The 24,142-nt window shown below is 72.5% G+C and carries 15 protein-coding genes; 6 read left to right on the plus strand and 9 right to left on the minus strand.

What is annotated here, in order from left to right:
• Nucleotides 1-428: 428 nt before the first annotated feature.
• Nucleotides 429-2,066, minus strand: a complete 1,638-nt coding sequence (locus ACFYMM_RS28830; RefSeq protein ID WP_388391529.1) for an acyl-CoA dehydrogenase family protein — start codon at nucleotides 2,064-2,066, stop codon at nucleotides 429-431.
• Between the two features lie 119 nt (nucleotides 2,067-2,185).
• On the opposite strand from ACFYMM_RS28830, the gene ACFYMM_RS28835 reads away from it, so the two are divergent.
• On the plus strand, nucleotides 2,186-3,376 hold the full coding sequence (locus tag ACFYMM_RS28835) for a YihY/virulence factor BrkB family protein (RefSeq protein ID WP_388391531.1): 1,191 nt from the start codon (nucleotides 2,186-2,188) through the stop codon (nucleotides 3,374-3,376).
• 27 nt (nucleotides 3,377-3,403) lie between these two features.
• Here ACFYMM_RS28835 and ACFYMM_RS28840 read toward each other — a convergent pair whose 3' ends face one another.
• From ACFYMM_RS28840 to ACFYMM_RS28860, 5 genes are all read right to left on the minus strand, one after another.
• Entirely contained in the window at nucleotides 3,404-4,516 is a 1,113-nt protein-coding gene (locus tag ACFYMM_RS28840) for a LacI family DNA-binding transcriptional regulator (RefSeq protein WP_388391533.1), read from the minus strand.
• 192 nt (nucleotides 4,517-4,708) lie between these two features.
• Nucleotides 4,709-6,322 carry a family 43 glycosylhydrolase gene (locus ACFYMM_RS28845; RefSeq protein WP_388391535.1) on the minus strand — a complete coding sequence of 538 codons (1,614 nt, stop codon included), beginning with the start codon at nucleotides 6,320-6,322 and terminating at the stop codon, nucleotides 4,709-4,711.
• Complete coding sequence (locus ACFYMM_RS28850; RefSeq protein ID WP_388391537.1) at nucleotides 6,319-7,233, minus strand: carbohydrate ABC transporter permease; 915 nt, start codon at nucleotides 7,231-7,233, stop codon at nucleotides 6,319-6,321. The genes ACFYMM_RS28845 and ACFYMM_RS28850 overlap by 4 nt, the downstream gene beginning before the upstream one ends.
• Nucleotides 7,233-8,117: a carbohydrate ABC transporter permease gene (locus ACFYMM_RS28855; protein ID WP_388391539.1), complete on the minus strand. Its 885-nt coding sequence runs from the start codon at nucleotides 8,115-8,117 to the stop codon at nucleotides 7,233-7,235. Before ACFYMM_RS28855 ends, ACFYMM_RS28850 begins: the two co-directional genes overlap by 1 nt.
• 10 nt (nucleotides 8,118-8,127) lie before the next feature.
• Nucleotides 8,128-9,462 (minus strand): ABC transporter substrate-binding protein, encoded by a 1,335-nt coding sequence (locus tag ACFYMM_RS28860; RefSeq protein WP_388391541.1) that lies wholly within the window; start codon nucleotides 9,460-9,462, stop codon nucleotides 8,128-8,130.
• Between the two features lie 1,120 nt (nucleotides 9,463-10,582).
• Here ACFYMM_RS28860 and ACFYMM_RS28865 point away from each other — a divergent pair.
• The 4 genes from ACFYMM_RS28865 (at nucleotide 10,583) to ACFYMM_RS28880 (ending at nucleotide 18,221) form a co-directional block, all read left to right on the plus strand.
• Entirely contained in the window at nucleotides 10,583-12,109 is a 1,527-nt protein-coding gene (locus tag ACFYMM_RS28865; protein WP_388391543.1) for a glycosyl hydrolase family 28 protein, read from the plus strand.
• A complete protein-coding gene (locus ACFYMM_RS28870) occupies nucleotides 12,106-15,225 on the plus strand; it encodes an alginate lyase family protein (protein WP_388391545.1) in 3,120 nt (1,039 codons plus the stop codon). Before ACFYMM_RS28865 ends, ACFYMM_RS28870 begins: the two co-directional genes overlap by 4 nt.
• A gap of 27 nt (nucleotides 15,226-15,252) precedes the next feature.
• The gene (locus ACFYMM_RS28875) at nucleotides 15,253-16,500 is read left to right on the plus strand and encodes an alginate lyase family protein (RefSeq protein WP_388391547.1); all 1,248 of its coding nucleotides are present in this window, start codon (nucleotides 15,253-15,255) and stop codon (nucleotides 16,498-16,500) included.
• A 113-nt stretch (nucleotides 16,501-16,613) separates the two neighbouring features.
• Entirely contained in the window at nucleotides 16,614-18,221 is a 1,608-nt protein-coding gene (locus ACFYMM_RS28880) for a carboxylesterase/lipase family protein (RefSeq protein ID WP_388391549.1), read from the plus strand.
• Here ACFYMM_RS28880 and ACFYMM_RS28885 read toward each other — a convergent pair.
• Together ACFYMM_RS28885 and mmuM are read right to left on the minus strand one after the other, a co-directional pair.
• Nucleotides 18,205-19,281, minus strand: coding sequence for a LacI family DNA-binding transcriptional regulator (locus ACFYMM_RS28885; RefSeq protein ID WP_388391551.1), 1,077 nt, complete (start codon nucleotides 19,279-19,281; stop codon nucleotides 18,205-18,207). The two genes, ACFYMM_RS28880 and ACFYMM_RS28885, sit on opposite strands and share 17 nt — an antisense overlap.
• A 126-nt stretch (nucleotides 19,282-19,407) precedes the next feature.
• Nucleotides 19,408-20,331 carry a homocysteine S-methyltransferase gene (mmuM, locus tag ACFYMM_RS28890; RefSeq protein WP_388391553.1) on the minus strand — a complete coding sequence of 308 codons (924 nt, stop codon included), beginning with the start codon at nucleotides 20,329-20,331 and terminating at the stop codon, nucleotides 19,408-19,410.
• A gap of 128 nt (nucleotides 20,332-20,459) precedes the next feature.
• On the opposite strand from mmuM, the gene ACFYMM_RS28895 reads away from it, so the two are divergent.
• Complete coding sequence (locus ACFYMM_RS28895; RefSeq protein WP_388391555.1) at nucleotides 20,460-21,899, plus strand: amino acid permease; 1,440 nt, start codon at nucleotides 20,460-20,462, stop codon at nucleotides 21,897-21,899.
• Here the strand turns inward: ACFYMM_RS28895 and ACFYMM_RS28900 are convergent.
• The gene (locus tag ACFYMM_RS28900; protein ID WP_388391557.1) at nucleotides 21,896-24,013 is read right to left on the minus strand and encodes an autotransporter; all 2,118 of its coding nucleotides are present in this window, start codon (nucleotides 24,011-24,013) and stop codon (nucleotides 21,896-21,898) included. The genes ACFYMM_RS28895 and ACFYMM_RS28900 overlap by 4 nt on opposite strands.
• Nucleotides 24,014-24,142 lie beyond the last annotated feature (129 nt).

Genomic DNA, 24,142 nt, shown 5'->3' on the forward strand with positions numbered 1-24,142 from the left:
CGGGCCAACTGCGCCTGATGGTCCGTACGTTGACCAGGGAGCAGGTGGGGAGGCCCGTAGGGGATGCTACGGCAGTCACGCGCCGTGCACGTCGAAGACCCTGCAAATATGCGGAAAATGGTGCGCCGGGGTGCGGAGAGTGGCCCGCCGGCGCGGCCAGGAGCTGCCGGGAGGCAGCGGCCGCGGCGCCCCGGATCGTCAACCAGAACAGCGGCCAGCTGATGGAGAGGAGCATGGTCCGCACACAGATGCCCACAAGTTGCAACCCCCTGCGACCCTGGTGAACCGGCGCACGGTGGCTGAGACTTGACCCTGGCGCCGCCCCGGGCGGCGTTCGTGGCCTCGAAGGGGCCAAGGAGGCGGGGGTGGTGCCGTGTCGGCGCAGCACCACCCCCGCGACCCGCCGCCGTCCCCGCTCCGGTGCCTGGTCAGGACACCGGCCGGGCCCGTTCCACCACCGACGCCAGGTCCAGGCCGGCCGGCAGCGTGCCGAAGGCCGTACCCCGGTCGCCGCCCAGCCGGGACGCGCAGAACGCGTCGGCGACCTCCGGCGGCGCGTGCCGCACCAGCAGCGCCCCCTGGAGCACCAGCGCGACGCGCTCGACCAGCCGCCGGGCGCGGCCCTCCACGCCCTCCAGGTCGGCGAGTTCGGTGAACAGGTCCTTGACCGCGCGGTCCAGCCGGTGGTCGGCGCCGTGCGCCTGGCCGATCTCCTGGAGGTAGGCGTCCAGCGCGCCCGGCTCCCTCCGCAGCGCCCGCAGCACGTCCAGCGCCTGGACGTTGCCCGCGCCCTCCCAGACGGAGTTCAACGGCGACTCGCGCACCAGCCGGGGCAGCCCCGACTCCTCGACGTACCCGTTGCCGCCCAGGCACTCGGCGGCCTCCACCGCGACGGGCGTACAGCGCTTGGTCACCCAGTACTTGGCGGCCGGCACCGCGAGCCGCAGGAAGGCCCGCTCGCGTTCGCTCCCGTCGTCGTAGGCTGCGGCGAGCCTGAGCGTGAGCGCCGTCGCGGCCTCGGACTCCAGGGCGAGGTCGGCCAGTACGTTGCGCATCAGCGGCTTGTCGACGAGCTTGCCGCCGAAGGCCTCGCGGTGGGTGCAGTGGTGAACGGCCTGCGCCACCGCCTGTCGCATCAGCCCCGCCGAGCCGAGCGCGCAGTCCAGCCGGGTGGCGGAGACCATCCCGATGATGGTGCGCACCCCGCGCCCCTCCTCGCCCACCCGGCGGGCCCAGGTGCCGTCGAACTCGACCTCGGCGGAGGCGTTCGACCGGTTGCCCAGCTTGTCCTTGAGCCGCTGGATACGGAAGACGTTGCGGGTGCCGTCCGCCAGGACCCGGGGCACCAGGAAGCAGGTCAGTCCGCCGGGCGCCTGGGCCAGCACCAGGAAACCGTCGGACATCGGCGCCGAGCAGAACCACTTGTGCCCGGTCAGCACGTACGTCCCCGCCTCGGCCAGCGGGGCCGCCGCGGTCGTGTTGGCGCGTACGTCGCTGCCGCCCTGCTTCTCGGTCATGCCCATACCGAACAGGACGCCGGCCTTGAGCTCGGCGGGCCTGAGATCGCGGTCGTAGACGGTGGACGTCAGCCGCGGCTCCCACTCGGCGGCCAGGCCGGGGTCGGCGCGCAGGGCGGGCACCGCCGCGTGGGTCATGGACAGCGGGCAGCCGTTGCCGGCCTCCACCTGGCTCCAGAGCAGGAACGCGGCGGCCCGCCGCACGTGCCCGGCCGGGCGGACCCAGGCGCTGGTGAGCCCCGCCGACACGCCCTTGCCGAGCAGCCGGTGCCAGGACGGGTGGAACTCGACCTCGTCGATCCGGCGGCCGTAGCGGTCGTGGGTGCGCAGCACCGGGGGGTTCGCGTTGGCCTGCGCCCCCCACTCCTGCACCTGGGCCGAGCCGGAGGTCGTGCCGAGCGCGGACAGCTCCGCGTGCACCTCGTCCAGCAGCGCGGGGTCGGTGTGCCGGCGGACCGCCTCGACGAGGGCGCGGTCGGCGGTGAAGAGGTCGTAGCCGGCCAGCGGGGGCGGCTGGTTGGTCACGGTGTGAGTGGTGTGGCCTGCCATGTCTGCGAACCTACCCGGGGCGGCGGCGGTGGTCACCAGGGTGACACAGGGGGGCCGCCGACCGGGCCTTCCCCGCCCGGAAGGTGAGGGGGGTCGGGTGCGGCGGATACCTTTGGGTCGTGCAGCCAGGAAGCGAAACCCCCGAGCGGCCCGCCGGTCGCCTCCACCGGGCCAGGGCCCTCTACCGGAACGTCTCCAAGCGCAGGACCGCCTGGCTGCTGCTCAAGGACACGGTGGACTCCTGCATGGAGTACCGCATCCTCGGCCTGGCCGCCGAGGCCGCGTTCTTCACGCTGCTGTCCGTGCCGCCGCTGCTGCTCTGCCTCATCGGGCTGCTCGCCTACGTCGACACCTGGACCGGCGCCCACACCATCAGGAGCCTGGAGACCAACATCCTCGACGCCTCCCGGACGGTGCTGTCCGACGAGGGCGTGAAGGAGATCACCCAGCCGATCCTGCACGACGTGATGAAGGGCGGCCGGCCGGACGTCATCTCCATCGGTTTCGTCTTCGCCCTGTGGTCCGGCTCCCGCGCGGTGAACGTCTTCATCGACACCATCACGGTCATGTACGGCCTGGACGGCGTCCGGGGCATCGTCAAGACGCGGATGATGTCGTTCCTGCTGTTCATCGTGGCGTTGCTGATCGGCTCGGTGGCGCTGCCGCTGATGGTGGCGGGGCCGGACGCCGTGGTGCGGGTGGTGCCCTGGTCGGAGACGCTGGTGCAGGTCCTGTACTGGCCGGTGGTCATCGTCCTGTCCATCGCCTTCCTGACCACTCTGTACCACGTGTCCGTGCCGGTCCGCTCGCCGTGGATCGAGGACGTCCCGGGCGCGCTCGTCGCCCTGGCCATGTGGGTCCTCGGTAGTTTCCTGCTGCGCATCTACCTCGTGCACACCATCGAGGGCGCCACGATCTACGGGTCCCTCGCCGCGTCCGTCGCCGTCCTGCTGTGGATCGGCGTGTCCGCGTTCGCCGTGCTGGTGGGCGCCGCGGTGAACGCCGCCATCGACCGGGTCTGGCCGGCCGCCGCCACGGCCGCGGCCCGGGCCGCCAACGAACGGCTGCGCGAGGCGCAGGTCGCCGAGTACGTCGCCCGGGCCGGCGCCCACCGCGGCGACGACAGCGACCCGGACGACCCCGACATGCCGTCCGAGTTCCCCGAACGCTGGTCGCGCTTCCTGCCGCCGGAGGACGTGACGGCCCGCCTGCGCGCCCACGTCAAGAGCGCCCACGTCAAGAGCGGCCCCGTGAAGAGCACCCAGCGCTCCCCCAAGGGGGGCGGGGGGACGGCGGCGCCGGAGAAGTGAGCGCCCGGCCCCGGCCGACGGGAGCGGTCACGACGGCACGGGATCGCCGTCCTGCATCCGCACGGCAGGGCGCGGGACGGCCGGCAGCGACGCGGCCGGACCGGCGGGCGGCGCCGTGCTCGACCGGGGCACCAGTCGCGTCGACAGCTCCGTGCGCGTGCCCTCCGGCCGCTCGCCCCGCATCATCCGCACCAGCAGCCGCAGTGCCGTCGCCGCCATCTCCCCGAGCGGCTGGCGGACCGTGGTCAGCGCCGGGGTGACCCAGCGGGCCTCGGGCAGGTCGTCGAAGCCGACCACGCTGACGTCGTCCGGCACCCTGCGCCCCCGCTCGGCCAGCGCCGTGTACACCCCGAGCGCCATCCGGTCGGAGCAGACGAACAGGGCCGTCGGCGGCTCGGGCAGGTCCAGCAGTTCGTGGGTGCGCAGCCGGGCGGTGCTCTCCTCGAAGCCCGCGTGCCGCACGTACTCGGGGTGCTGGCGCACCCCGGCCGAGGCGAGGGCCGAGCGGTAGCCCGCCACCCGCGCGCTGCTGCACATCTTGCGCCGGTGTCCGGCGATCACCGCGATCCGCCGGTGGCCGAGCCCCAGCAGATGCTCGGTCGCGGTCACCCCGCCCTGCCAGTTGGCCGCGCCCACCGACACCACGCCCGCCGGGGGTTCGTGCACAGGGTCGATCATCACGTACGGGATGCGGTGGTGGTCCAGCCAGGCGTACTGCGACGGCGACAGCTCCGCCAGGTTGAACAGCACCCCCGCCGAGCCGCGCGTAGTGAGCTTGTCGAGCCAGCCCCGCTCCGGGCGGCCGCCCCGGGTCCGGTTCAGCCCGGCCGAGACCACCACCTCCAGGCCCGCCTCGTAGGCCGCCTCCTCCACCCCGTGCAGCACGGCGCCGGACCAGGAACTGTCCAGCGAGTGCACCACCAGGTCGATCAGGCCCGACGCCTTGGCGGTGTCGAAACGGGGTCTGCGCACATAACCGAGCCGGTCCAGTGCCTCGGTGACCCGGCGGCGGGTCTCCGGGGCCACGTCCTCGCGGCCGTTGACCACCTTCGACGCGGTCGGCACCGACACCCCCGCCTCGCGGGCCACCACCGCCAGCGTCGGACCGGCCGCCACGCTCGCACTCCCAGCCCGGACCATACGGAACCCCGCCTCCCCGACCCGTCGTTGGGCCATCGAAAGTTGCGACCAGCGCTGCTTCCGCGGCCTGCGCGCGGATCGAGCAGAAAGCGCTTCCTACGATAAGTGCGGCTCAGGACGGCGGGAAGACGTGGGAATTCACGGGATCGCGGCGGGCTGGACTTTCGAAACTTCGAACACTGCGGACGGCCGTCAGTCGGGCACGCAGACCAACCGGAAGTCGGTGAAGTCGGCGGTGAAACTGGCGTTCACGAGGTCGACGGCGTGGATCGCGGCCATGGCGCCGGTGAAGCGCAGCCGCCTGCCGTGGTCGTCGGAGAGGCGGGTGAAGTCCAGGGGCGGCCCGACGGGGGAGCGGACGCCGTCGTCGGCGTACCAGAAGCGGGCCTCACCGCGGTCCACCGTCACGCCCAGGGTGACCGGCCGCCCCGCCCCGACGGCCACGACGGCCACCTGCCGTACGGCGTCCTCGTCCCGGGTGACGAGGCTGAGCACGGTCCGCCCGCCGCCTCGCCACTGCTGCCCGCGCTGCGCCTCGCCCTCGTCCTCCGCCCAGGTCAGGTCGAGGGCGTAGTAGGCGGAGGTCCCGTACCAGAGCAGCAGTCCGGCCGCCTCGGTGAAGCTCGCCGGCCGGGCCTGAACGGTGACCTGGGCCCGGGCGCGGTGTTCGGTGATCCGACGGGCGAGCAGGCTGTGCGCCCACAGCGACTCGGGCCCCTGCCGCCCGCGCAGCCGGATCCGGCCGGGCCGGGAGACGGTGTCGGCCCAGGAAGGATCGAGCGGGGACCGCAGGGTGAGCCAGGGTTCCTGGGGGTCGCCGGGTTCCTGCCCCGGTTCCTCGGTCTCGGACTCCGCCTCGGCCGGTACCGGCCCGCGCTCCGGCCCCGTCACCTCGACCGCCGGGCGTACGTCCCCGTGGCGCAGTCGCGGCCAGCCGTTCTCGTCCCAGGTCGCCGCCTGGATCGCGGTCTCCCGGCCGAGCGGGCAGCGTGGACCGTCCGGTGTGGCCAGCGGGCGGGCCGTCAGATGGCTCAGGAACCACTCGCCGTCCGGCGCCCGCACCAGCTCCGCGTGTCCCGCCTTCTGCAACGGCCACCCGGGATCGTCCCGCGCCGTCAGCAGGGGTCGTACGCCGAGTTCGTACGGGCCGGTCAGGGCGCGGGCGCGGGCCACCCGCGTCCCGTGCTCGAAGCCGGTGCCGCCCTCGGCGAGCAGGAGGACGTACCAGCCGTCCCGCCGCACCAGTTTCGGCCCCTCGATCAACCGGTCGTGCTGGAGCAGCAGATGGGTGCCGCCGACCGGGGAGAGGGTGTCGCGGTCCAGCTCGGTGGCGACGATCCCGGCGAAGCGCCGGCCGCCGGGACGGTGGTCGTTCTGGAGGTTGAGCAGCCACAGCCGGCCGTCCTCGTGGAAGAGGGCGGGGTCGAAGCCGTGGCTCGCGATCCGGCGCGGCGCGGTCCACCCCCCGGCGACGTCGAGGGCCGTGCTGACGTAGGTGTCCAGGTCGAAGTAGGGCGTGCCGACCGAGCGCACCACCGAGTAGACCACCCAGAACCGTTCGCCGTCCCAGCTCAGCGAGGGTGCCCAGATGCCGCCGGAGTCCGGGACGCCGGCCAGCGAACCGCCCGGGGCCGCCCCGTCGACCTGGCCCGCGTACTCCCAGCGGGCCAGGTCCCTGGAGCGGTGGACCGGGATCGTCGGGAACCACTGGAAGGAGCTGGTCGCCACGTAGTACCAGTCGCCGGCCCGGACCATGGAGGGATCGGGGGCGAATCCGCGGATGACAGGGTTGCGCAGCACGGTCACTTGAGGGCCCCCAGGGTGACCCCGGTGCGCCAGTACCTGCGCATGGCGACCATCATCACCGCCATCGGCACGATCGACAGCAGCGCGCCGGTGAGCACCAGACTCGTCAGGTCGACGCCGGACTCCAGGCGTTTGCCGCTCCAGTTGTACAGGCCCAGGTTGAGCGTCCAGTTCTGCTCGCCGCGCAGCACGGTCAGCGGCAGGAAGAACGCGTTCCAGGTGTTGACGAAGGCCAGCAGGAACACCGTGGCGCCGCCCGTGGTCATCATCCGCAGCACGATGGTGAAGAAGATCCGCAGTTCTCCCGCCCCGTCGATACGGGCCGCCTCCAGCAGTTCGAAGGGGACCGTGGCCTCGGTGTAGACCTTGGCCAGGTACACGCTGAACGGGTTGATCAGGCAGGGGATCAGCATCGCCCACGGCGTGTCCACCAGGCCGATCCGCGAGAACAGCAGGTAGAGGGGGAGGGTGAGCAGGGCGATCGGCACCAGGAAGGACCCCACCACACAGGCGAACACCGCGCCCCGGCCAGGGAAGTCGAAGCGGGCCAGGCCGTAGCCGGTGGCGAGGGCGATCAGTGTGCCGCCCAGCGAGCCGACACCCGCGTACAGGAACGAGTTGGCGGTCCAGCGCAGGAAGATGCCGTGCTCGTAGGTGAACAGCTGCCGCAGGTTCGTCCACAGGTGCACGCTGGAGAACCACAGGCCGTTGCTCTGGTACAGGCCGGTACGGTCCTTGGTGGCGGCGACCAGCAGCCACCACACCGGGAACAGGCTGTAGGCGCTCGCCAGGACCAGACCGACCAGCAGGAAGCGCTGACCGCCGCGTGAACGTCCGCCCGGATCCGGTGAGTTGAGTCTGCAGACGGCTCGCGCCGGGACCTTCCCGGTCCGGTCTTCGGTCATCACCATCAGTCCGCCTCCCTCGCGGTCAGCCGGTAGAAGAGGAAGGAGGCCATCCCGAGGATCAGCGCGAGCAGCACCGAAAGGGCCGCCGCATAGTGGTAGTTGCCCGCGTTGAACGCCTGGTTGTAGATCACCATGATCGGGGTGAAGCTGTCGCCGACCGTCTGCGGAGTGACGTTGCGGAACAGCGCGGGCTCGTTGAAGATCTGCAGCATCTGGATGATCGACAGCATGCCGGTCAGCACCAGCGCGCCGCGCACGTACGGCACCTTGATGCTCCGCGCGATCCGCGGCTCGGAGGCGCCGTCCAGCCGGGCCGCCTCGAACAGCTCGCGCGGCACGCCCTGCAGCGCGGAGTAGATGATCACCATGTTGTAGCCGATGCCGTGCCAGGTCAGCAGGTTGCCGATGGACGGCCACACCATCGACGGCGCGAAGAAGTTCCAGGACAGCCCGAACACCTTGCCCAGCGGTGTCAGCGGACCCACGTCCGGGCTGTAGAGGTTGATCCACATGATCGCCGCGACCACGCCCGGGATCATGTACGGCACCAGCAGCACGATCCGGAAACGGCTCGCCACCCGGGAGGACAGCGCGTCGAGGAACAGCGCGAGGACCAGGCTGACCAGCAGCATCAGCGGGATCTGCACACAGGCGAACAGCACCACGCGCAGGACGGAGTTGAGGAACGCCGCATCGGTCAGGCCCTGCTGGTAGTTGGCGAGGCCGGCGAACTTCTCCGTGGCACCGCCGAGGCCGAGCCCCGACTGCCGCTCCCGGAAGAGCGACTGGTAGACGGCGTATCCGATCGGGATCAGGTACAGGAAGACGAAGCCGAGCTGGAAGGGCACCGTGAAGGCGGCGCCCTTCCAGCGCTGGGAGCGGACCATGGGCGCCGCCTCAGCCCTTGACGTCGATGCCGCGGGACTTCAGGTCCTGGACCGTCCACTGCTGCATGTGCGCGAGCAGGTCGGTGACCTTCTCCTGCTTGCCCACCACCTTCGCCCAGCCGTTCTGCAACTCGGTGAACATGGCGGTCCAGTCGGGGCCGAAGGTCCAGTCGGTGGTGACGGTGTCCAGGCTGTCGGTGACGACCTTCTTCGCCGGCGCGTAGTTCGTGCCGAGCAGCTTGGCGGAGATCGCCTCGTCGACGTAGGCGCCGCTGTTCGCCAGGGCGGGCATCACTCCGTTGCCGGTGGTGGGGCTCGCCATCGTCCTGACCGCACCGGCGTCGGTGGACATCCACAGCGCGGCCTCGGCGGCCTGCCGCTGGTGCGCGCAGCTCTTGGTCACCAGGGTGACGCTGCCGGTCAGGTTGGTGCCGGCCGGGGTCCTGGCGGGCTCGCCGGCGAACGTCGGCCAGGGGGAGAGCGCCCACTTGCCGAAGGACTTGGTGAAGTTCTGCACCATGCCGGCCATCTGCCAGGTGGAGATCTGCCGGGTGGCGGTCCCGCCGTTGTCGTAGTTGCGCTGCACGGCCGCGTAGTCGGCGAACGACAGCTTGGAGTTCAGGTCGTCGTCGACGATCTCCTGGATCACCTGGGCGGCCTTCAGGGTGCCGGGGTCCTGGAAGTCGATCTTCCAGGCGTTGCCGTCGATCGCGTACCAGTGGGCGCCGGCCTGCATGGCGAGCACCTCCAGGGTGCTGGGGTCCTCGCCGGCGTAATTGGTGATCTTGATGCCGTGTTTCTTCAGCACCTTGCCGGCCGCGATGAACTCGTCCCAGGTGGCGGGCGGCCTGATGCCGTACCGGGTGAACAGGTCGGTTCGGTAGATGGTGAAGTTGGGCGCGGAGCTGGTGGGGACGCCGTAGAGCCTGCCCTGCACCTGGGCGGCCGACCAGGAGCCCGGGTTGAACCTGCCCTTGTCGGCCCGGACGTACGGGGTGATGTCGGCGAGGGCGTCCTGCGAGACCCAACTCGTCACGTACTCGGCGGTGTTCTGCACCAGACAGGGCGCGTTGCCCGCCTTGACGGCGTTGGTCAGCTGCTTCTGCATCGTCAGCTGGTCGGTGACCTTCGTGTACTTGAGCTGCACGTCCTTGTGGGCGGCGTTGAACGCCTCGACCACGGCGTCCTGTCCGTTGGCCCAGCCCCAGAAGGGCAGGGTGACCGGGCCGGAGGCCGACTTGGAGTCACCGGAACCGGATCCGCCGCAGGCGGTGAGCAGACCTGTCAGGGCGAGGCCCAGTGCGGCGGCGCTGAGGAACCTTCTCCGGGGGCTGGTGGAGTTCATTGACCGTGTTCCTTTGCAAGTTGGCGCTCTCGCAGCGACGAGAGGGCGGCGGCTCGGCGCAAGCTGTAGAAACCGGTTTCCACGGGACAGTAGGACGGCTCGACGGCCCCTAGCAAGGGGGCTGAGCCGAAATCTTGCGATGTGCGGTCGGCCGAACCTTCACCGCGTGACAACCGGTAGGCATGAGCGACCGGTTGCTGGTCCTTTCGTTTTCGAAAACTCGCCGCGCCCCTTGACGGACCCTGCCGGCCGGAAGAAGCTCCCTTCACCGCCCATAGCAACCGGTTGCTCTCCCGAGGAAGTCCATGCAGAGGCACGCCCGCACCCCGGACAGGCCGTCCCGGCTGACGGCCGAGGCCGACGACATCTCTCCGACGACATCTCCCTGACGACATCTCCCTGACGACGTCTCCCCGATGGGTGACGCCTGACGCTCGATGGCTGATGGCTGATGGCTGATGGCTGATGGCTGATGCCCGATCGCTGACGGCGATCGACGACGGCTGACGCCTGACGGCTGACGCCTGACGGCTGACGGCTGACGGCTGACGCCTGACGCCTGACGGCTGATGGCTGATGCCCGATCGCTGACGGCGATCGAGGACGGCTGACGGCTGACGCCTGACGGCTGACGCCTGACGGCTGACGCCTGACGGCTGACGCCTGACGGCTGACGCCTGACGGCTGACGCCCGACCCCCGATGGCTGACGCCCGACGGCCTACCGCCGATGCCCCCGCCGATGGCCCCCCGCCGACGGACGTCCCACCGCCGATGCCGGACCGCCGACGGACGCCCCACCGCCGATGCCGGACCGTCGGCGCCCCCTGGGCGGGGCCCGGACTGCGGCGGCCGTGGCCGGTTCGGTCTTCGAGGTCCTGACCGGCCCACAGCCGATCGCGCCGCTGGTCCACCCGCCCCTCCTCGTTCCGAACAGCATTCCATCGGCCCGAGGGACACCCCGCCATCAGCTCCGTAAACAGCGACTAATCCGCGCATTTCAATCAGTGGCCAGGGCGCCCAGGAGAGCCGGACGGCCACTCCTCGGGAGCCACGGAAGGCAAGCACCGATCAGCCACATCCGGCCCTCCCGGGCCGCCTAACAACTTACGGAGTCACCGATGAACACGCCCCTGTCCCGCCGCGGCGCCCTCCAGGCGGCGGGCGCCACCGTGCTCGCCGCCGGTCTGTCCGGCGGCCTCACCGCCACGGCGGCCCACGCGGACGGCGGCAACTCCGCGCCGAAGCTGCTCACCTACCCGCTCCCGGCCGGCCTGCCCACCAACACCAGCTTCAGGGTGCGGGTCCGCACCGCCCCCGACGGCGACTGGCGGACCCTCGACATCTGGCGACCGCAGCTGGAGGAGATCGACCCCACGACCGGCTCCGGCAAGGTCTACAACTCCTCGATGGTGTACTTCGACTTCCGCGGTTCCGTCGAGATCGAGGTCACCTACCTCAAGGGCGGCACCACAAGGGCCCGGGTGAGACCGGACGCCCTCCGCATCACGCCCGAACTCCTCGGCGACACCCTGCGGTTCACCCTCGACGAACCCCGGGACGTGGTCGTACAGATCAACGACGAGATCTTCGACTGCCTGCACCTGATCAGCAACCGCGTCGATCCCGCCCCGCCCTCCGCCGACGACCCGGACGTCCTCTACTTCGGCCCCGGGGTGCACACCGTCACCGGCGGCAGGCTCACCGTCCCCAGCGGCAAGACCGTCTACCTGGCGGGCGGCGCCGTGCTGACCGCACAGGTCTACTTCAAGGACGTGGACAAGGCCGCCCTCACCGGACGCGGGGTCCTCCACGCCAGCCCCGGCGGCGCCGTCCTCTGCGAGGGCAGCAAGAACATCCGCGTGGAGGACGTCATCGTCCTCAACCCGGCCGGCTACGCGGGCACCTTCGCGGAGAGCGAGAACGTCCAGGTGAGAAACGCGCGTGCGTTCAGCTCGAAAGGCAACGGAGACGGTTTCGACGTCTTCTCGTCCACCGGCGTCGTCTTCGACGGCTGCTTCATGCGCAACTCCGACGACTGCATAGCGATCTACTGCCACCGCTGGGACTACTACGGCGACACCCGCGACATCACCGTCCAGAACTGCACCCTGTGGGCCGACGTCGCCCATCCCGTCAACGTCGGCACCCACGGCGACACCGACGCCCCCGAGACGATCGAGAACCTGGTGATCCGGAACGTCGACATCCTCGACCACCGCGAGCCCCAGATGGGCTACCAGGGCTGCATCGCCCTCAATCCCGGCGACTCCAACCTCATCAGGAACGTACGGATCGAGGACGTACGGATCGAGGACTTCCGCTGGGGACAGGTGATCCACATGCGGGTCATGTTCAACACCAAGTACAACACGTCGGTCGGACGCGGCATCGAGAACGTCTACGTCAAGAACCTCAGCTACACGGGCACGCACGCGAACCCCTCGCTCTTCCTCGGCTACGACGCCGAGCACGCCGTCAGGAACGTCACCTTCGAGAACCTGGTGGTCAACGGCGTGGTGATCGCCGACTCGATGAAGAAACCCAAGTGGTACGCGACCACCGACGCGGTGCAGTGGTTCGCCAACGAGCACGTCACCGGCCTGACCTTCCTCACCACCGCCGAGGCGCAGGCGGCCGCCCGGTGAGCCCGGTCAGCCGCCGCGGCCTGCTGAAGTCGTCCACCGCCCTGCTGCTCGCCGCGGGCACCGACAGCGTGCTCCTGCCCGCCCCCCGGGCGCGGGCGGCCACCGGAGCCGGTTTCTTCACCCACCCCGGCATCCTGCACACCACCGCCGACCTCGCCCGGATGCGCTCCGCGGTCGCCGCCCGGCGGTCGCCGGTGTACGACGGCTACCTCGCGCTGTCCGCCCACTCCCGTTCGCGGCTCTCCTACGTCGTCCAGAACACCGGGCAGATCACCTCCTGGGGGCGCGGGCCCGCCAACTACATGAACCAGGCCGTCGCCGACTCGGCCGCCGCCTACCAGCACGCCCTGCTCTGGGCCGTCACCGGCGAGAGCGCCCACGCCGACAAGGCCCGGGACATCCTCGACGCCTGGTCGGCCTCGCTGACCGTGGTCACCGGCGCCGACGGCCCGCTCGGCGCGGGACTCCAGGCCTTCAAGTTCGCCAATGCCGCCGAACTGCTCCGGCACACCGGGTACGACGGCTGGGCCGACGCCGACATCGCGCGCTGCGAGAGGTCCTTCCTGGACGTCTGGTATCCGGCCGTCTCCGGCTACATGCTCTACGCCAACGGCAACTGGGACCTGACCGCCCTCCAGACCATCCTCGCCTTCGGCGTGTTCTGCGAGGAGCGCACCCTCTTCGAGGACGCCCTGCGCTACGCCGCCGCCGGCGCGGGCAACGGCAGCGTGCCGCACCGCATCGTCACCGCCGCCGGCCAGGGCCAGGAGTCCGGGCGCGACCAGGGCCACGAACAGCTCGCCGTCGGTCTGCTCGGTGACGCCGCCCAGGTCGCCTGGAACCAGGGCGTCGACCTGTGGGGCCACGACGGCAACCGCGTCCTGGCCAACGCCGAGTACGCCGCCCGCTACAACCTCGGCGGCGACGTGCCCTTCACCCCCGGCCTCGACCGCACCGGCAAGTACCTCAAGACGGCGGTCTCCGCCATCGGCCGCGGCACCCTGCCCCCGATCTACGAGATGTACTACGCCCACTACGCGGGCGTGCGGGGCCTCGGCACCCCGAACGTCGAGTCCGCCGTCTTCCGGGGCACCGCGGGCGCCCGGGTCGTCGAGGGCGGCAACGACGACCTGCCGGGCTGGGGCACCCTCGCCTGGGCCGGAGCCACCGCCCCGGCGCCGGCCGCGCCGGCCGCCCCGGCCGGGGTCACGGCGACCGGCGAGGCGGACGCGGTCACCGTGTCCTGGCTGCCGTCCACCGGGGCGACCGGCTACACCGTACGGCGGTCCAGGCGCCCGGACGGGCCGTACGAGGAACTGGCCGCCGGGGTCGAGCGGCCGGCGTACACCGACCGGGACGTGCGCGCCGGACGGACGTACTCCTACACGCTCACCGCCACCAACTCGATCGGGGAGAGCGGGAGTTCGCGTCCGGTGTCCGTCTGCGCCGGACTGCCGGCCCCCTGGTCGGCCGAGGACGTCGGGGACGTGCGGCTCCCCGGTGCCACCCACTTCGACGGCGAGCGGTTCCTGCTGGAGGCCTCCGGCACCGCGGACAGCCACCGGCTGGCCCACCTCCCGCTGCGCGGCGACGGCACGGTCACCGCCCGCGTCGTCTGGCCCCTCAGCTCGCAGTACTCCAAGATCGGCGTCACCCTGCGGGCCGGTACGGACCCCGACGCCGCTCATGCCTCCATGCTGATCCAGGGGCTGCCGCTGCACACCTGGAGCGGGGTGTGGACGGTTCGCCCGCGCGCCGGAGCCGCCGTCTCGGCCACCGGCAGCACCCCCGTGCCGCCCACCCAGCAGCAGACGATCACCACCGGTGCCTCCTTCCCCATCTCCGACCTCGGCACGCTCCCCGAGTCGGCGACCCCGTTCGAGGCCCCGTACGTCGAGGGCGCGGGCGACGGCTACCGGCTGCGGGCGCCGTACTGGGTGCGGGTGAGCCGCCGGGGCGACCGCTTCACCGGGGCCGTCTCCCCGGACGGCGAGCGGTGGACCGAGGTGGGCTCGACGATCTGCGAGCTGCCGCGCCTCGCCCACGCCGGTCTCGTCCTGACCTCCTGTCTCGGCGTCGACGCGGACCACGCCCAGAGCGGCACCGGCGCCTTCGACAACCTCACCGTGACCTCGCGGGAGGACGGCGTGGTCTGGCGCGTGCCGCGTCCGGCCCGCACCGCCACCGATCTGCGGGCCACCAGCGGCACCGACGGCATCGAACTGACCTGGACCGACCCCGACCTCTCGGCCCGCTACACGGTCCTGCGCGCCCCGCGCCCCCAGGGCCCCTACACCCCCCTCGCCACCGGGGCCGGCGCCGTCGGCTTCGGCACCCGCGTCCGGTACCGGGACCGTGCCGGCACGCCCGGGACGACGTACCACTACACCGTGGCGAAGACCAACAGCGCCGGGCGCGGCCCCCATTGCGACCCGGTGAGCGCCCTGATGCCGGCCGTCGGGCAGGCACGGGAGACGCGGGAGGCGGCCCCCACCGCTGCCGCGGCACTGCCCGCCCCCTGGACCAACGGCGACCTCGGTGACGTCGTCCGCGACCCGGCCGCCTTCGGCACACTCGGCGTGGTGGCCGTCCTCACGCCCGGGGACACCGGCCACGCCGACGGCACCTTCACCGTGCGGGGCGCGGGCGTCGACCTGGGCGTCAACAACCAGGCGATGACCGGCCAGTTCGTACGACAGTCCGTCACCGGCGACTGCGAGATCACCGCCCGGCTGGTCTCCCGCCACGGAGCCACCGAGGACCGGGTCGGGCTGCTCATGGCCAAGTCCCTGTCGCCGTTCGACCAGGCGGCCGGGGTCATCGTCACCGGCGGGAGCAGCGCACAGCTCATGCTGCGTCCCACCGTCGCCGGAGCCTCCGCCTTCTCCGGCACCACCCCTGTCCGACTTCCTCTGCTGCTGCGGCTGAAGCGCACCGGGACCGCCTTCGCCGCGGCCGTCTCCACCGACGACGGCGCCACCTGGACCCCGCTCGCCACCGGCGAGATCCCCACCTTCGGTGACGCCCCCTACCACGTGGGCCTGGTGGTCTGCTCGCGCGACCCCCTGGCCCTCGCCACCACCGAGTTCGACGGGGTGAGCATTCACCCCGACTGATCCCCCCACGGATTGGAACAGCACGCGATGAGCCGCACTTCCCCCCACCAGGCCCTCCACCACCCCCCGTTGAGCCGCCGCGGTCTGCTCCGGACCGCCGGCGGTCTCACCGCCGCCGCCCTCGGCGCCTTCGCCGCCGCCCCCACCACGGCCACCGCCGCGCCCGCGACGTTCACCCACCCCGGCATGCTGCACAACGCCGGCGACATCAACCGCGCCAAGGTCAGGGTCGCGGCGGGCACCGACCCCTGGCTGTCCGGCTGGCGGAAGCTGACCGCCGACTCCCACTCGACCGCCACCTGGACGCCCCGCGCCACCGCGACGGTCGTCCGGGGAGGCACCGGACAGAACTACCACCTCCTCTACAACGACATCGCCGCCGCCTACCAGAACGCCCTGCGCTGGCAGGTCGGCGGCACCGAGGCGAACGCCGCCTGCGCCGCCAGGATCCTCAACGCCTGGTCGACCACCCTGACCAGCGTCACCGGCGACGCCGACCGCTTCCTCGCCTCCGGCCTCTACGGCTGGCAGTTCGCCAACGTCTGCGAGCTGATGCGCGGCTACGCCGGCTTCGACCTCGCCGCGGCCCAGGAGATGCTGGTCAAGGTCTTCTACCCGCTCAACCACGATTTCCTGACCCGGCACAACGGCGCCTGCGTCACCAACTACTGGGCCAACTGGGACCTGTGCAACATGGCCTCGGTCATGGCCATCGGGATCCTCAACGACGACGGCGCCAAGTACGACCAGGCCGTCACGTACTTCACGTCCGGCGCCGGCAACGGCTCGATCGCGCACGCGGTGCCCTACCTGTACACCGACCCGGCCGGCTACGCCCTCGGCCAGTGGCAGGAGTCCGGCCGCGACCAGGGCCACACCGTCATGGGCATGGGCCAGATGGGCGCGGTCTGCGAGATGGCCTGGAACCAGGGCGACGACCTGTACTCGTACGACGGCCGCCGCTTCCTGAAAGCCGCCCAGTACGTCGCCAAGTACAACCTCGGCGGCGATGTGCCCTACACCACCTACACCTGGGGCACCGGACAGAGCTGCGCCAGAACCTCGCAGACGGTGATCTCGTCGGCGTCGCGGGGCCAGGTGCGCCCGGTGTGGGCGATGCTCCACTACCACTACAACCGGCGTCTCGGCCTCGACGACAAGTACGTCTCCCGGATGTGCTCCTCGGTGGCCCCGGAGGGCGGCGGAGGTGACTACGGCCCCGACAGCGGCGGCTACGACCAGCTCGGCTTCGGCACCCTGATGTACGCGAAGTAACCGTCACCCGCCCCCACCAGCCCTCGACCGGCTCTCGTGCGGCGGAATACCGGACGGTGCTGTGATGCTGTGGTGGTACTGGTGCACGAGCGCTGCGAAGGGCTGGTGGGCGGATGACGGCTGACCGGAGGGACGAACAGGGGGACGACCCGGGGAAGGACCGGCGGGATCCCGTCGTCACGACGCCGTACGGGGCGGTACGCGGCAGGTACGAGCACGGGGTCGCCGTCTTCCGCGGCATCCCCTACGCCGCCCCGCCCTTCGGACCCCGCCGGTTCCGCCCGCCCGAGGAGCCCGAACCCTGGGACGGCGTCCGGGACGCGGGCGCCTTCGGACCCACGGCGCCGAAACCGCCGTACTCGGAGGCGTTCGGGCAGTACCTGTCCGATCCCGTCGTCGCCGGGGACGACTGTCTCAACCTCAACGTGTGGACCCCCGAGCCGGGCCCCGGCGCCCGCCTCCCGGTGCTGGTGTGGCTGCACGGCGGCGCCCTGACCAGGGGATCCTCCGCCGTGCCGGTGTACGACGGGCGCGCCTTCGCCCGCGACGGCGTCGTCTTCGTCTCCGTCAACTACCGGCTGGGCGCCGAGGGCTACGGGCTGTTCCCGGACGCGCCCGCCAACCCCGGACTGCGCGACCAGCTGGCCGCCCTGCGCTGGGTGCACGCCTCGATCGAGGCCTTCGGCGGCGACCCCGGCCGGGTGACCCTGGCCGGCCAGTCGGCGGGCGCGATCAGCGCCGGCGCCCTGGTCGCCGCCCCGCAGGCGCGGGGCCTGGTCCGGCGGGCGGTGCTGCAGAGCGGCGCACCGGAGGTCCTCGAACGCGACAAGGTCCGGCGGATGGTGCGCCGTATGGCGGCCCGGCTGCGGATCCCCGCCACCGCCGAGGCCTTCGCCACCGTCGACCGCGACCTGCTGCTGCGCGCCCAGGCCGAGGTCGGGCGGCTGAGCAGCCCGGTGCTGGGCGGCCCCGCCTTCGGCATCGTCGTCGACGGCGACCTCGTGCCCCGCGACCCCCTCGAAGCCCTGGTCGACCAGGAGGTCGCCCGGGGTGTCGACCTCCTCATGGGCTGGACCCGGGACGAGTACCGGCTGTGGCTGGTGCCCGGCGGGCTGCTGGAGCGCGTCGACCGGCTCGGCCCGGTCGCCCTGGCCGGGGCCATGGCCCGCTGCCACGCCGGCCCCGAGGTGCCGCGCGGCTACCGGGCCCTGCACCCCGACGCCGGCACCGCCGAGACCGTCGGCCAGATGGTCACCGACCACCTGCTGCGCGTCCCCCTGCACCGGCTGGCCGACGCCCGCCCCGGCTCCTCGTACCTCTACGAGTTCGCCTGGCCCTCCCTGCGGCCCGGACTCGGCGCCTGCCATGCCCTGGAGCTCGGGTTCGTCTTCGACACCGGGGAGACCCCGGAGTCGGCGAAACTCGCCGGCCAGGGCGCCCCACAGGAGCTGGCCGACGCGATGCACGGCGCCTGGGTGCGCTTCGTGACCGGCGGCGACCCCGGCTGGCGGGCCTGGGACGCCTCGCATCCGGTGCGGATCTTCGGCGAGGGCGCCCCGCGCACGGCGTACGGCCCACGGGACCGGGAAGTCACCCTCTGGGCGACCGCCGCCCCCCTCCCGGAGCCGGTGCCCGTCACCGACGTCCCGGTCGCCGCCACCGTCGGACGCGCCTCGGCGGTACGCCGGCTGCGCCGCTCGGTTCTCACCCGCCGGCGGTGAGCGAGCCCGGTCCGACGCCCGCCACCGAGTCCCGCACCACCACGTGCGTGCCCAGCAGCAGATGCTCGTCCGGGGAGTCGGCCGTGCGGCCCAGCGCGGTGCGCACGGCCAGCCGGCCCAGCTCCTCGTAGGGCACGTGCACCGTGGTCAGGGCCGGGTGCAGGTCGCGGGCGAAGGGAATGTCGTCGTACCCGGCCAGCGACACGTCACCCGGCACGTCCAGGCCCGCCTCGTGCAGCGCGGTCAGCGCGCCGGCCGCCACCATGTCCGTCGCGGCCGCCACGGCCGTGAACTCCAGCCGCCGCTCCAGTGCCCGGCGCATCAGCCGGTGCCCCGAGTCCCGGGTGAAGTCGCCGTGCAGCACCAGGCCCGGGTCCAGCTCAACGCCCCGGGCGCGATGGGCGGCGGTGTACCCGCGCTCACGGCCCTGGGCCGTGGTGTGGTCCGGCCTGCCGCCCAGGAACAGCACCCGCCGGTGGCCCCGCGCCAGGACGTGCGCCACCAGGGCGTAGGCGCCGCCCTCGTTGTCGTACTCGATCACCGTCACCGGGGCGTCCGGGCCCAGCGGCGGCCGGCCGCACAGCACCAGCCGGGAGCCCGCCGAGGCCAGCGAGTCGGCGATACGGCGGGTGCGCGCCCGGTACTCCGGGGTGTCGGCGCCGCCGCCGACCAGGAGCACCGCGGCGGCCCGCTGGGCGCGCATGACCTCGATGAACTCCAGCTCCTGGCGCGGGTCCCCGTCCGTGCTGCACACCAGGCACAGATGCCCGAGCCGGGCCGCCTCGCGTTCCACCCCGTGCGCCATGTGCGCGAAGGAGGGTCCGGTGATGTCCTCCAGCACGAAGGCGAGCGTCGGGGTGCCCGCCCCGGCGACGGCCTTGGCGCGCGCGTCGGCGACGTAGTCCATCTCGCGCACGGCCCGCATCACCCGGGTCCGGGTCGCCGCGCTCACCGGGTACTCCCCGCCCAGCACCCGCGACACGGTCGAGGCGGACACCCCGGCCCGCGTCGCCACGTCCCGGATGGTGCTCCGCCCGAGGTCCGCGCTCTTCCTAGTCATCGCATCGGCAACCGGTTCCCATGCGCCGAGGCTAGCGCCCCGAAGGGGTGCGGGGAACGGCGCGAGCAACCACGGACAAGCCGCAGTCGGGAGACAACGGGACCCCCACGGCGAGAAGGCGCAGGCTCAGTCGCGCAGTGCCCCGGCGATACCCGCGATGGCCGCGGGACCCACCCTGCAGCACCCGCCGATCAGCCGCGCCCCGGAGGCACGCCACCCGGCCACCTGCTCGGCGGCGAAGGAAGAGCGCCCCGTCCAGGTGCGACCGTCCGCGTCCCAGGCCTCCCCGCTGTTGGGATAGACCACGACCGGCTTCCCGGTGACCCGGGCCGCCGTCTCCACCGCCCGCTCCACCTCGTCGGGGGCGCAGCAGTTGACGCCGACCGCGATGACCTCGTCCACCTCAGCGGCGAGCGCGAACGCCTCCTCCAGCGGCTGTCCGGCACGGGTGCGGCCGCCGGCGACGGTGTAGGAGAGCCAGGCCGGCACCCCCGACCCGCGCACGCCCCGCAGCAGCGCCGCCGCCTCGTCGGCGTCCGGCACCGTCTCCAGCGCCAGCACATCGGGCGCGGCGGCGCACAGCACCTCCAGCCGCGGCCGGTGGAACCGCTCCAGCTCGTCCACGCTGAGCCCGTACCGGCCCCGGTACTCGGAGCCGTCCGCGAGCATCGCCCCGTACGGTCCGACGGAGGCCGCAACCCACAGCGGACGCCCTACGCCCCGGGCATGGGCCTGGCGCACGGCCTCCTGGGCCAGCTCCACGCTCAGCGCGAGCAGCCGGGCCGCCTCCCCGCGGTCGATCCCGCGCTTGGCGAAGCCCTCGAACGTGGCCTGGTAGCTGGCGGTGATCGCCACGTCCGCGCCCGCCTCGTAGTAGGCGAGGTGCGCCTCGGTGACCGCCTCGGGCCGCTCGGCGAGCAGTCGCGCCGACCACAGCTCGTCGCTCAGGTCGTGGCCGGCCGATTCGAGCTGGTTGGACATGCCGCCGTCGAGCACGACGGTCCCGGCGGCGAGGGCGGCGGCGAGACTGGGGGAGGTGTGGCTTGTCATGTCATGACGCTAGTCGAAAGGCGCCGGACGAGGCGCAGTGTGTCCAGTACGTGAACAGATGGACCATCATGTGGGATGGCGGGTTACGATCACGCCCCTCCCCGCCCCGTTCGACCCCGGATGCCACCATGACTGCCACCGATCCCACCGACGCCACCGAGGCCGCCGAGCCCGGGCCGCGCACGGCCACCGCTCCCGCCGCCGCTCCCCGCCGCACCTTCGGCCTGGCCGCCGCCACCGCCCTGGTGATGGGCAACATCATCGGCGGCGGCATCTTCGCGCTGCCCGCCGCCGTGGCCCCCTACGGCACGGTCAGCCTCCTTGCCTTCGTGGTGCTGTCCGTCGCCGCCGTCCTGCTCGCCCTGCTCTTCGGCCGGCTGGCCCGCCGCAGCCCGGTCACCGGCGGCCTGTACGTCTACCCGCGCGACGCCTTCGGCCCGTTCGCCGGATTCCTCTCGGCGTGGTCGTACTGGACGATGTGCTGGGTCAGCATCGCCGCCCTCGCGGTCGCCGTCGTCGGATACGTCGACGTCCTGACACCCCTGCACGGCAACCACCTCCTGGAGGGCCTGGTCGCCCTCGCCGCGCTGTGGCTGCCGGCCGCCGCGAACTTCGCCGGGACCCGCTGGGTGGGCGCGGTGCAGATCGTCTCGACGGTCCTGAAGTTCGTGCCGCTGCTGCTGGTCGCCACGATCGGCCTGTTCTTCGTGCACGCCCGCAACTTCGGCCCGTTCAACGCCTCCGGCGACAGCGCCCCCGGCGCGCTGGCCGCCGCGGCCGCGCTGCTGCTGTACAGCTTCCTCGGCGTCGAGTCGGCGGCGGTCAGCGCGGGCGAGGTGGACGACCCCGAGCGCAACGTCGGCCGCGCCGGCATCCTCGGCACGCTCGGCTCCGCCCTCGTCTACATCCTCGGCACCGTCGCCGTCTTCGGCCTGGTCCCGCACGACGAACTGGTCAAGTCCGGCGCCCCCTTCGCCGACGCGGTGAACGCGATCACCGGCGGGCACTGGGGCGGCACCGCGATCTCCCTGGTCGCCGTCGCGTCGATCGTGGGCTGCCTCAACGGCTGGATCCTGCTGGCCGCGCAGATGCCGTACGCCGCCGCCCGCGACGGACTCTTCCCGGCGCCGTTCGCGAAGGTCGGCAAGGGCGGGGTGCCCGGCTTCGGGGTGTGGGCGGTGGCCGTCCTCGGCACGCTGCTGATCGCCCTCAACTACACGGCGGGCCCGGACACCACCTTCCGCGTCCTGGTCCTGATCACCACCTTCACCGGCTGCGTGCCCTACCTGCTGTCGGCCGCCGCCCAGCTGTACTGGCTCGCCAGGGGCACCCGCGAGCGCGTCCGCCCGGCCGGCCTGGTCCGCGACCTGGTCGTGGCGGCCCTGTCCTTCGCCTTCTCCTTCTGGCTGATCGCGGGCGCCGGTTACGCGGCCGTCTACCAGGGCGTGCTGTTCCTGTTCGCGGGGATCCCGGTGTACGTGTGGCTGCGCGGACGCCGGCCGGACCCGGAGGCCGAGGAGCCCGCGCAGGCCGAGGGGGCCGTCGAGGCGGTGGAGGCGGCGCTCTAGATGTGCTGATCCCGGGCCGCGTGCCGGCCGCCGTCGCGGCGGGTCCGGCCGCGGTGTCCGCGCTGCATGGCCGGGATCACCAGACCGAGGAGCAGTCCGACCGCGAGGAGATACGGCCACCAGGCCAGGGTGTTGCCCGCCGTGTTCGTGGTGCGGGCGTCGGTGGTGGCGGCCGAGCCGGACCCGCTGCGGGCGTCGGCCGTCGTGGCGGGGCCCGCACCGGTCGCGGTCAGGACCACGTCGTCGCCGTCGCCGCCCCGGTAGCTGATGCGATAGGTGGCGTCGGCCAGCCGGACCGCGGTGCCCTCGGCCAGACCGTCGAAGGCGCCGGTGGTCCGCCCCCGGCCCGTGTGCTCCAGCACGGTGATCTCGCGGGCGGGACGGGTGCCGGCCGCCGAGAGGTCCAGGGCCCCGGCCAGCCGGACCGCCCCGCTCACCTTCAACGGCCCTTTGCCCAGCACCAGTTCGCCCTTGCTGCTCTGGGTGTAGGCACCCTGCACCGTGACCCCGCCGACGACCACGCCGTCGTTGTTCACCGCCCCCCGCACGGTGCCCGGACCGCTGAGCGTGGACGCCACCCGCAGCCCCGACGGCCCCGCGTCCAGCACAGATCCCGCCGAGGTGAGCAGGATCGCCCTGCCGTGCATCAGACTGGCCCCGTCGCGCAGGGCCAGCGTGCCCTTGCGCACGGTCGTCGTCCCGGTGTAGGTGATCGCGCCGCCCGTCAGGGTGGTCGTGGCGGCACCGGCCTGGACGAGGGATCCGGAGCCGCTGATCCGGGAGAGCGAGAGGGGGGTCGAGGTGTTCTGCGCGACGAGCGTGCCGTCGTCGACCACGCGCCGTCCCGCCGTGCCCATCAGCAGCGAGCCGTCCCCCCGCGCCGAGCCCAGGCGCAGCACGGCCCCCTTGCGCACGGTGGTCGAGCCGTCGTAGTACTGCGGCGCCGCGAAGGTCACGTCGTTGCCGCGGGTCCCCGCGATCACGACGTCCCCGGCGCCGGGCGCCGCCAGCGTGTCGTGGTACCGGCCGCCGCCGATCGGCGCGCCGAGCGTGACGGGGCCGTCGTAGTCGAAGGTCAGGGTGGAGCGACGGCCGCTCGCCTCGTGCAGGTTGATGTAGACGGTGTCCTTCGTGCCCGGCATGAAGATCTGATGGGTCGTGCCGTCGCCCCACCGCACGTCCGCGCCCTCGATGTTGGTGCCGCGCTTGTTCAACTGATGGGGTATCGCGCGCCAGTTGAGGCCGGGGTCGCTGAGCGAGGGGTCGGTGTCGCCGCCCTGGTCGCTGTAGCTGTACTGGCCGGTGAGGACGACGTGGCTGCCGGGGCGGGTGTGGACGTTGACGTCGCTGCCGTAGGCGCGCTGGTAGAAGTCCTGGCGCAGGGTGATCGTCTGGTTCAGCGGGGTGTCGATGATCCAGGAGCCCTGGTTGAGGACGGCCCGGGCGTTCGGCAGGGCGACCGGGTACTCGGGGCGGCCGGCCGCCGTCCCGGTGCCGTTGTCGATGACCCCCGAGAAGGGGTGGGTGCCGGCCAGGTCCAGGGTGCCCCACATGTTGCGGGGCTGGGTGACCAGGCCCGTGCCGCTGATCGTGCCGATGTTGAAGGTGCGGGTGAGGGACAGGCGCAGGATGCCGTCCACCCGGACGTTGAGCTGGTTCAGCCGGTAGCCCGGGGTGTCGTACGGGAAGTGGCCGAGCAGACCGGTGCCGCCGCCGGTGCCGTACTGCAGGGTCGCCCCGCGCTCCACCGTGATCGCGGGCGGGTCGGGGTTGGTGACCGTCGTGTACGGGTGGTTGCCGCCCTGCGTCCGCACCACCTGCCGCTGCCGGGCCGTGGGGAGCGTGAAGTCGCTGTCCCTGGTGAGGACCAGCGTCCCGCCGCCGCTCACGGTGAGCGTGCCCTCGCCGCGGAACACCCCGTCGTACGTCGTCGTCCCCGCCGGCACCGTGACCACCGTGTCCCCGGTGAGGGTCACGTCCCGGTCGGCGAGCACGTCGGCGGTGACGTCCCGGAGGCCGGCCGCGGCGGACGAAGGGGGAGCGACGGCGAGGAGGGCGGCCACCGCCGCGAGTGCTCCGGCTGCCGCTGTCGTCTTGTGGGTATGGCTGCGCACGTGACCGGAGACGTTCGGGACGGCCCGCCGATAACAGAAACTGGGCGCGTGGCGTGAAGACGGCCGTCACCACCGGAAGAAAGCGCTCTCTCCTTCCTCGTCGAACCCGTTGACCCTCCGGTTACCGGG

Origin of the sequence: Streptomyces sp. NPDC006739 (assembly GCF_042869815.1) — a bacterium.
GTDB lineage: Bacteria > Actinomycetota > Actinomycetes > Streptomycetales > Streptomycetaceae > Streptomyces.

Excerpts from the sequence above, each read along its gene's own strand:
- ACFYMM_RS28830 (WP_388391529.1), bottom strand. The coding sequence starts at position 2,066 with ATGGCAGGCCACACCACTCACACCGTGACCAACCAGCCGCCCCCGCTG.
- ACFYMM_RS28840 (WP_388391533.1), bottom strand. The coding sequence starts at position 4,516 with ATGGTCCGGGCTGGGAGTGCGAGCGTGGCGGCCGGTCCGACGCTGGCG.
- ACFYMM_RS28850 (WP_388391537.1), bottom strand. The coding sequence starts at position 7,233 with ATGGTGATGACCGAAGACCGGACCGGGAAGGTCCCGGCGCGAGCCGTC.
- ACFYMM_RS28855 (WP_388391539.1), bottom strand. The coding sequence starts at position 8,117 with ATGGTCCGCTCCCAGCGCTGGAAGGGCGCCGCCTTCACGGTGCCCTTC.
- ACFYMM_RS28860 (WP_388391541.1), bottom strand. The coding sequence starts at position 9,462 with ATGAACTCCACCAGCCCCCGGAGAAGGTTCCTCAGCGCCGCCGCACTG.
- ACFYMM_RS28865 (WP_388391543.1), top strand. The coding sequence starts at position 10,583 with ATGAACACGCCCCTGTCCCGCCGCGGCGCCCTCCAGGCGGCGGGCGCC.
- ACFYMM_RS28875 (WP_388391547.1), top strand. The coding sequence starts at position 15,253 with ATGAGCCGCACTTCCCCCCACCAGGCCCTCCACCACCCCCCGTTGAGC.
- ACFYMM_RS28880 (WP_388391549.1), top strand. The coding sequence starts at position 16,614 with ATGACGGCTGACCGGAGGGACGAACAGGGGGACGACCCGGGGAAGGAC.
- ACFYMM_RS28885 (WP_388391551.1), bottom strand. The coding sequence starts at position 19,281 with ATGACTAGGAAGAGCGCGGACCTCGGGCGGAGCACCATCCGGGACGTG.
- mmuM (WP_388391553.1), bottom strand. The coding sequence starts at position 20,331 with ATGACAAGCCACACCTCCCCCAGTCTCGCCGCCGCCCTCGCCGCCGGG.
- ACFYMM_RS28895 (WP_388391555.1), top strand. The coding sequence starts at position 20,460 with ATGACTGCCACCGATCCCACCGACGCCACCGAGGCCGCCGAGCCCGGG.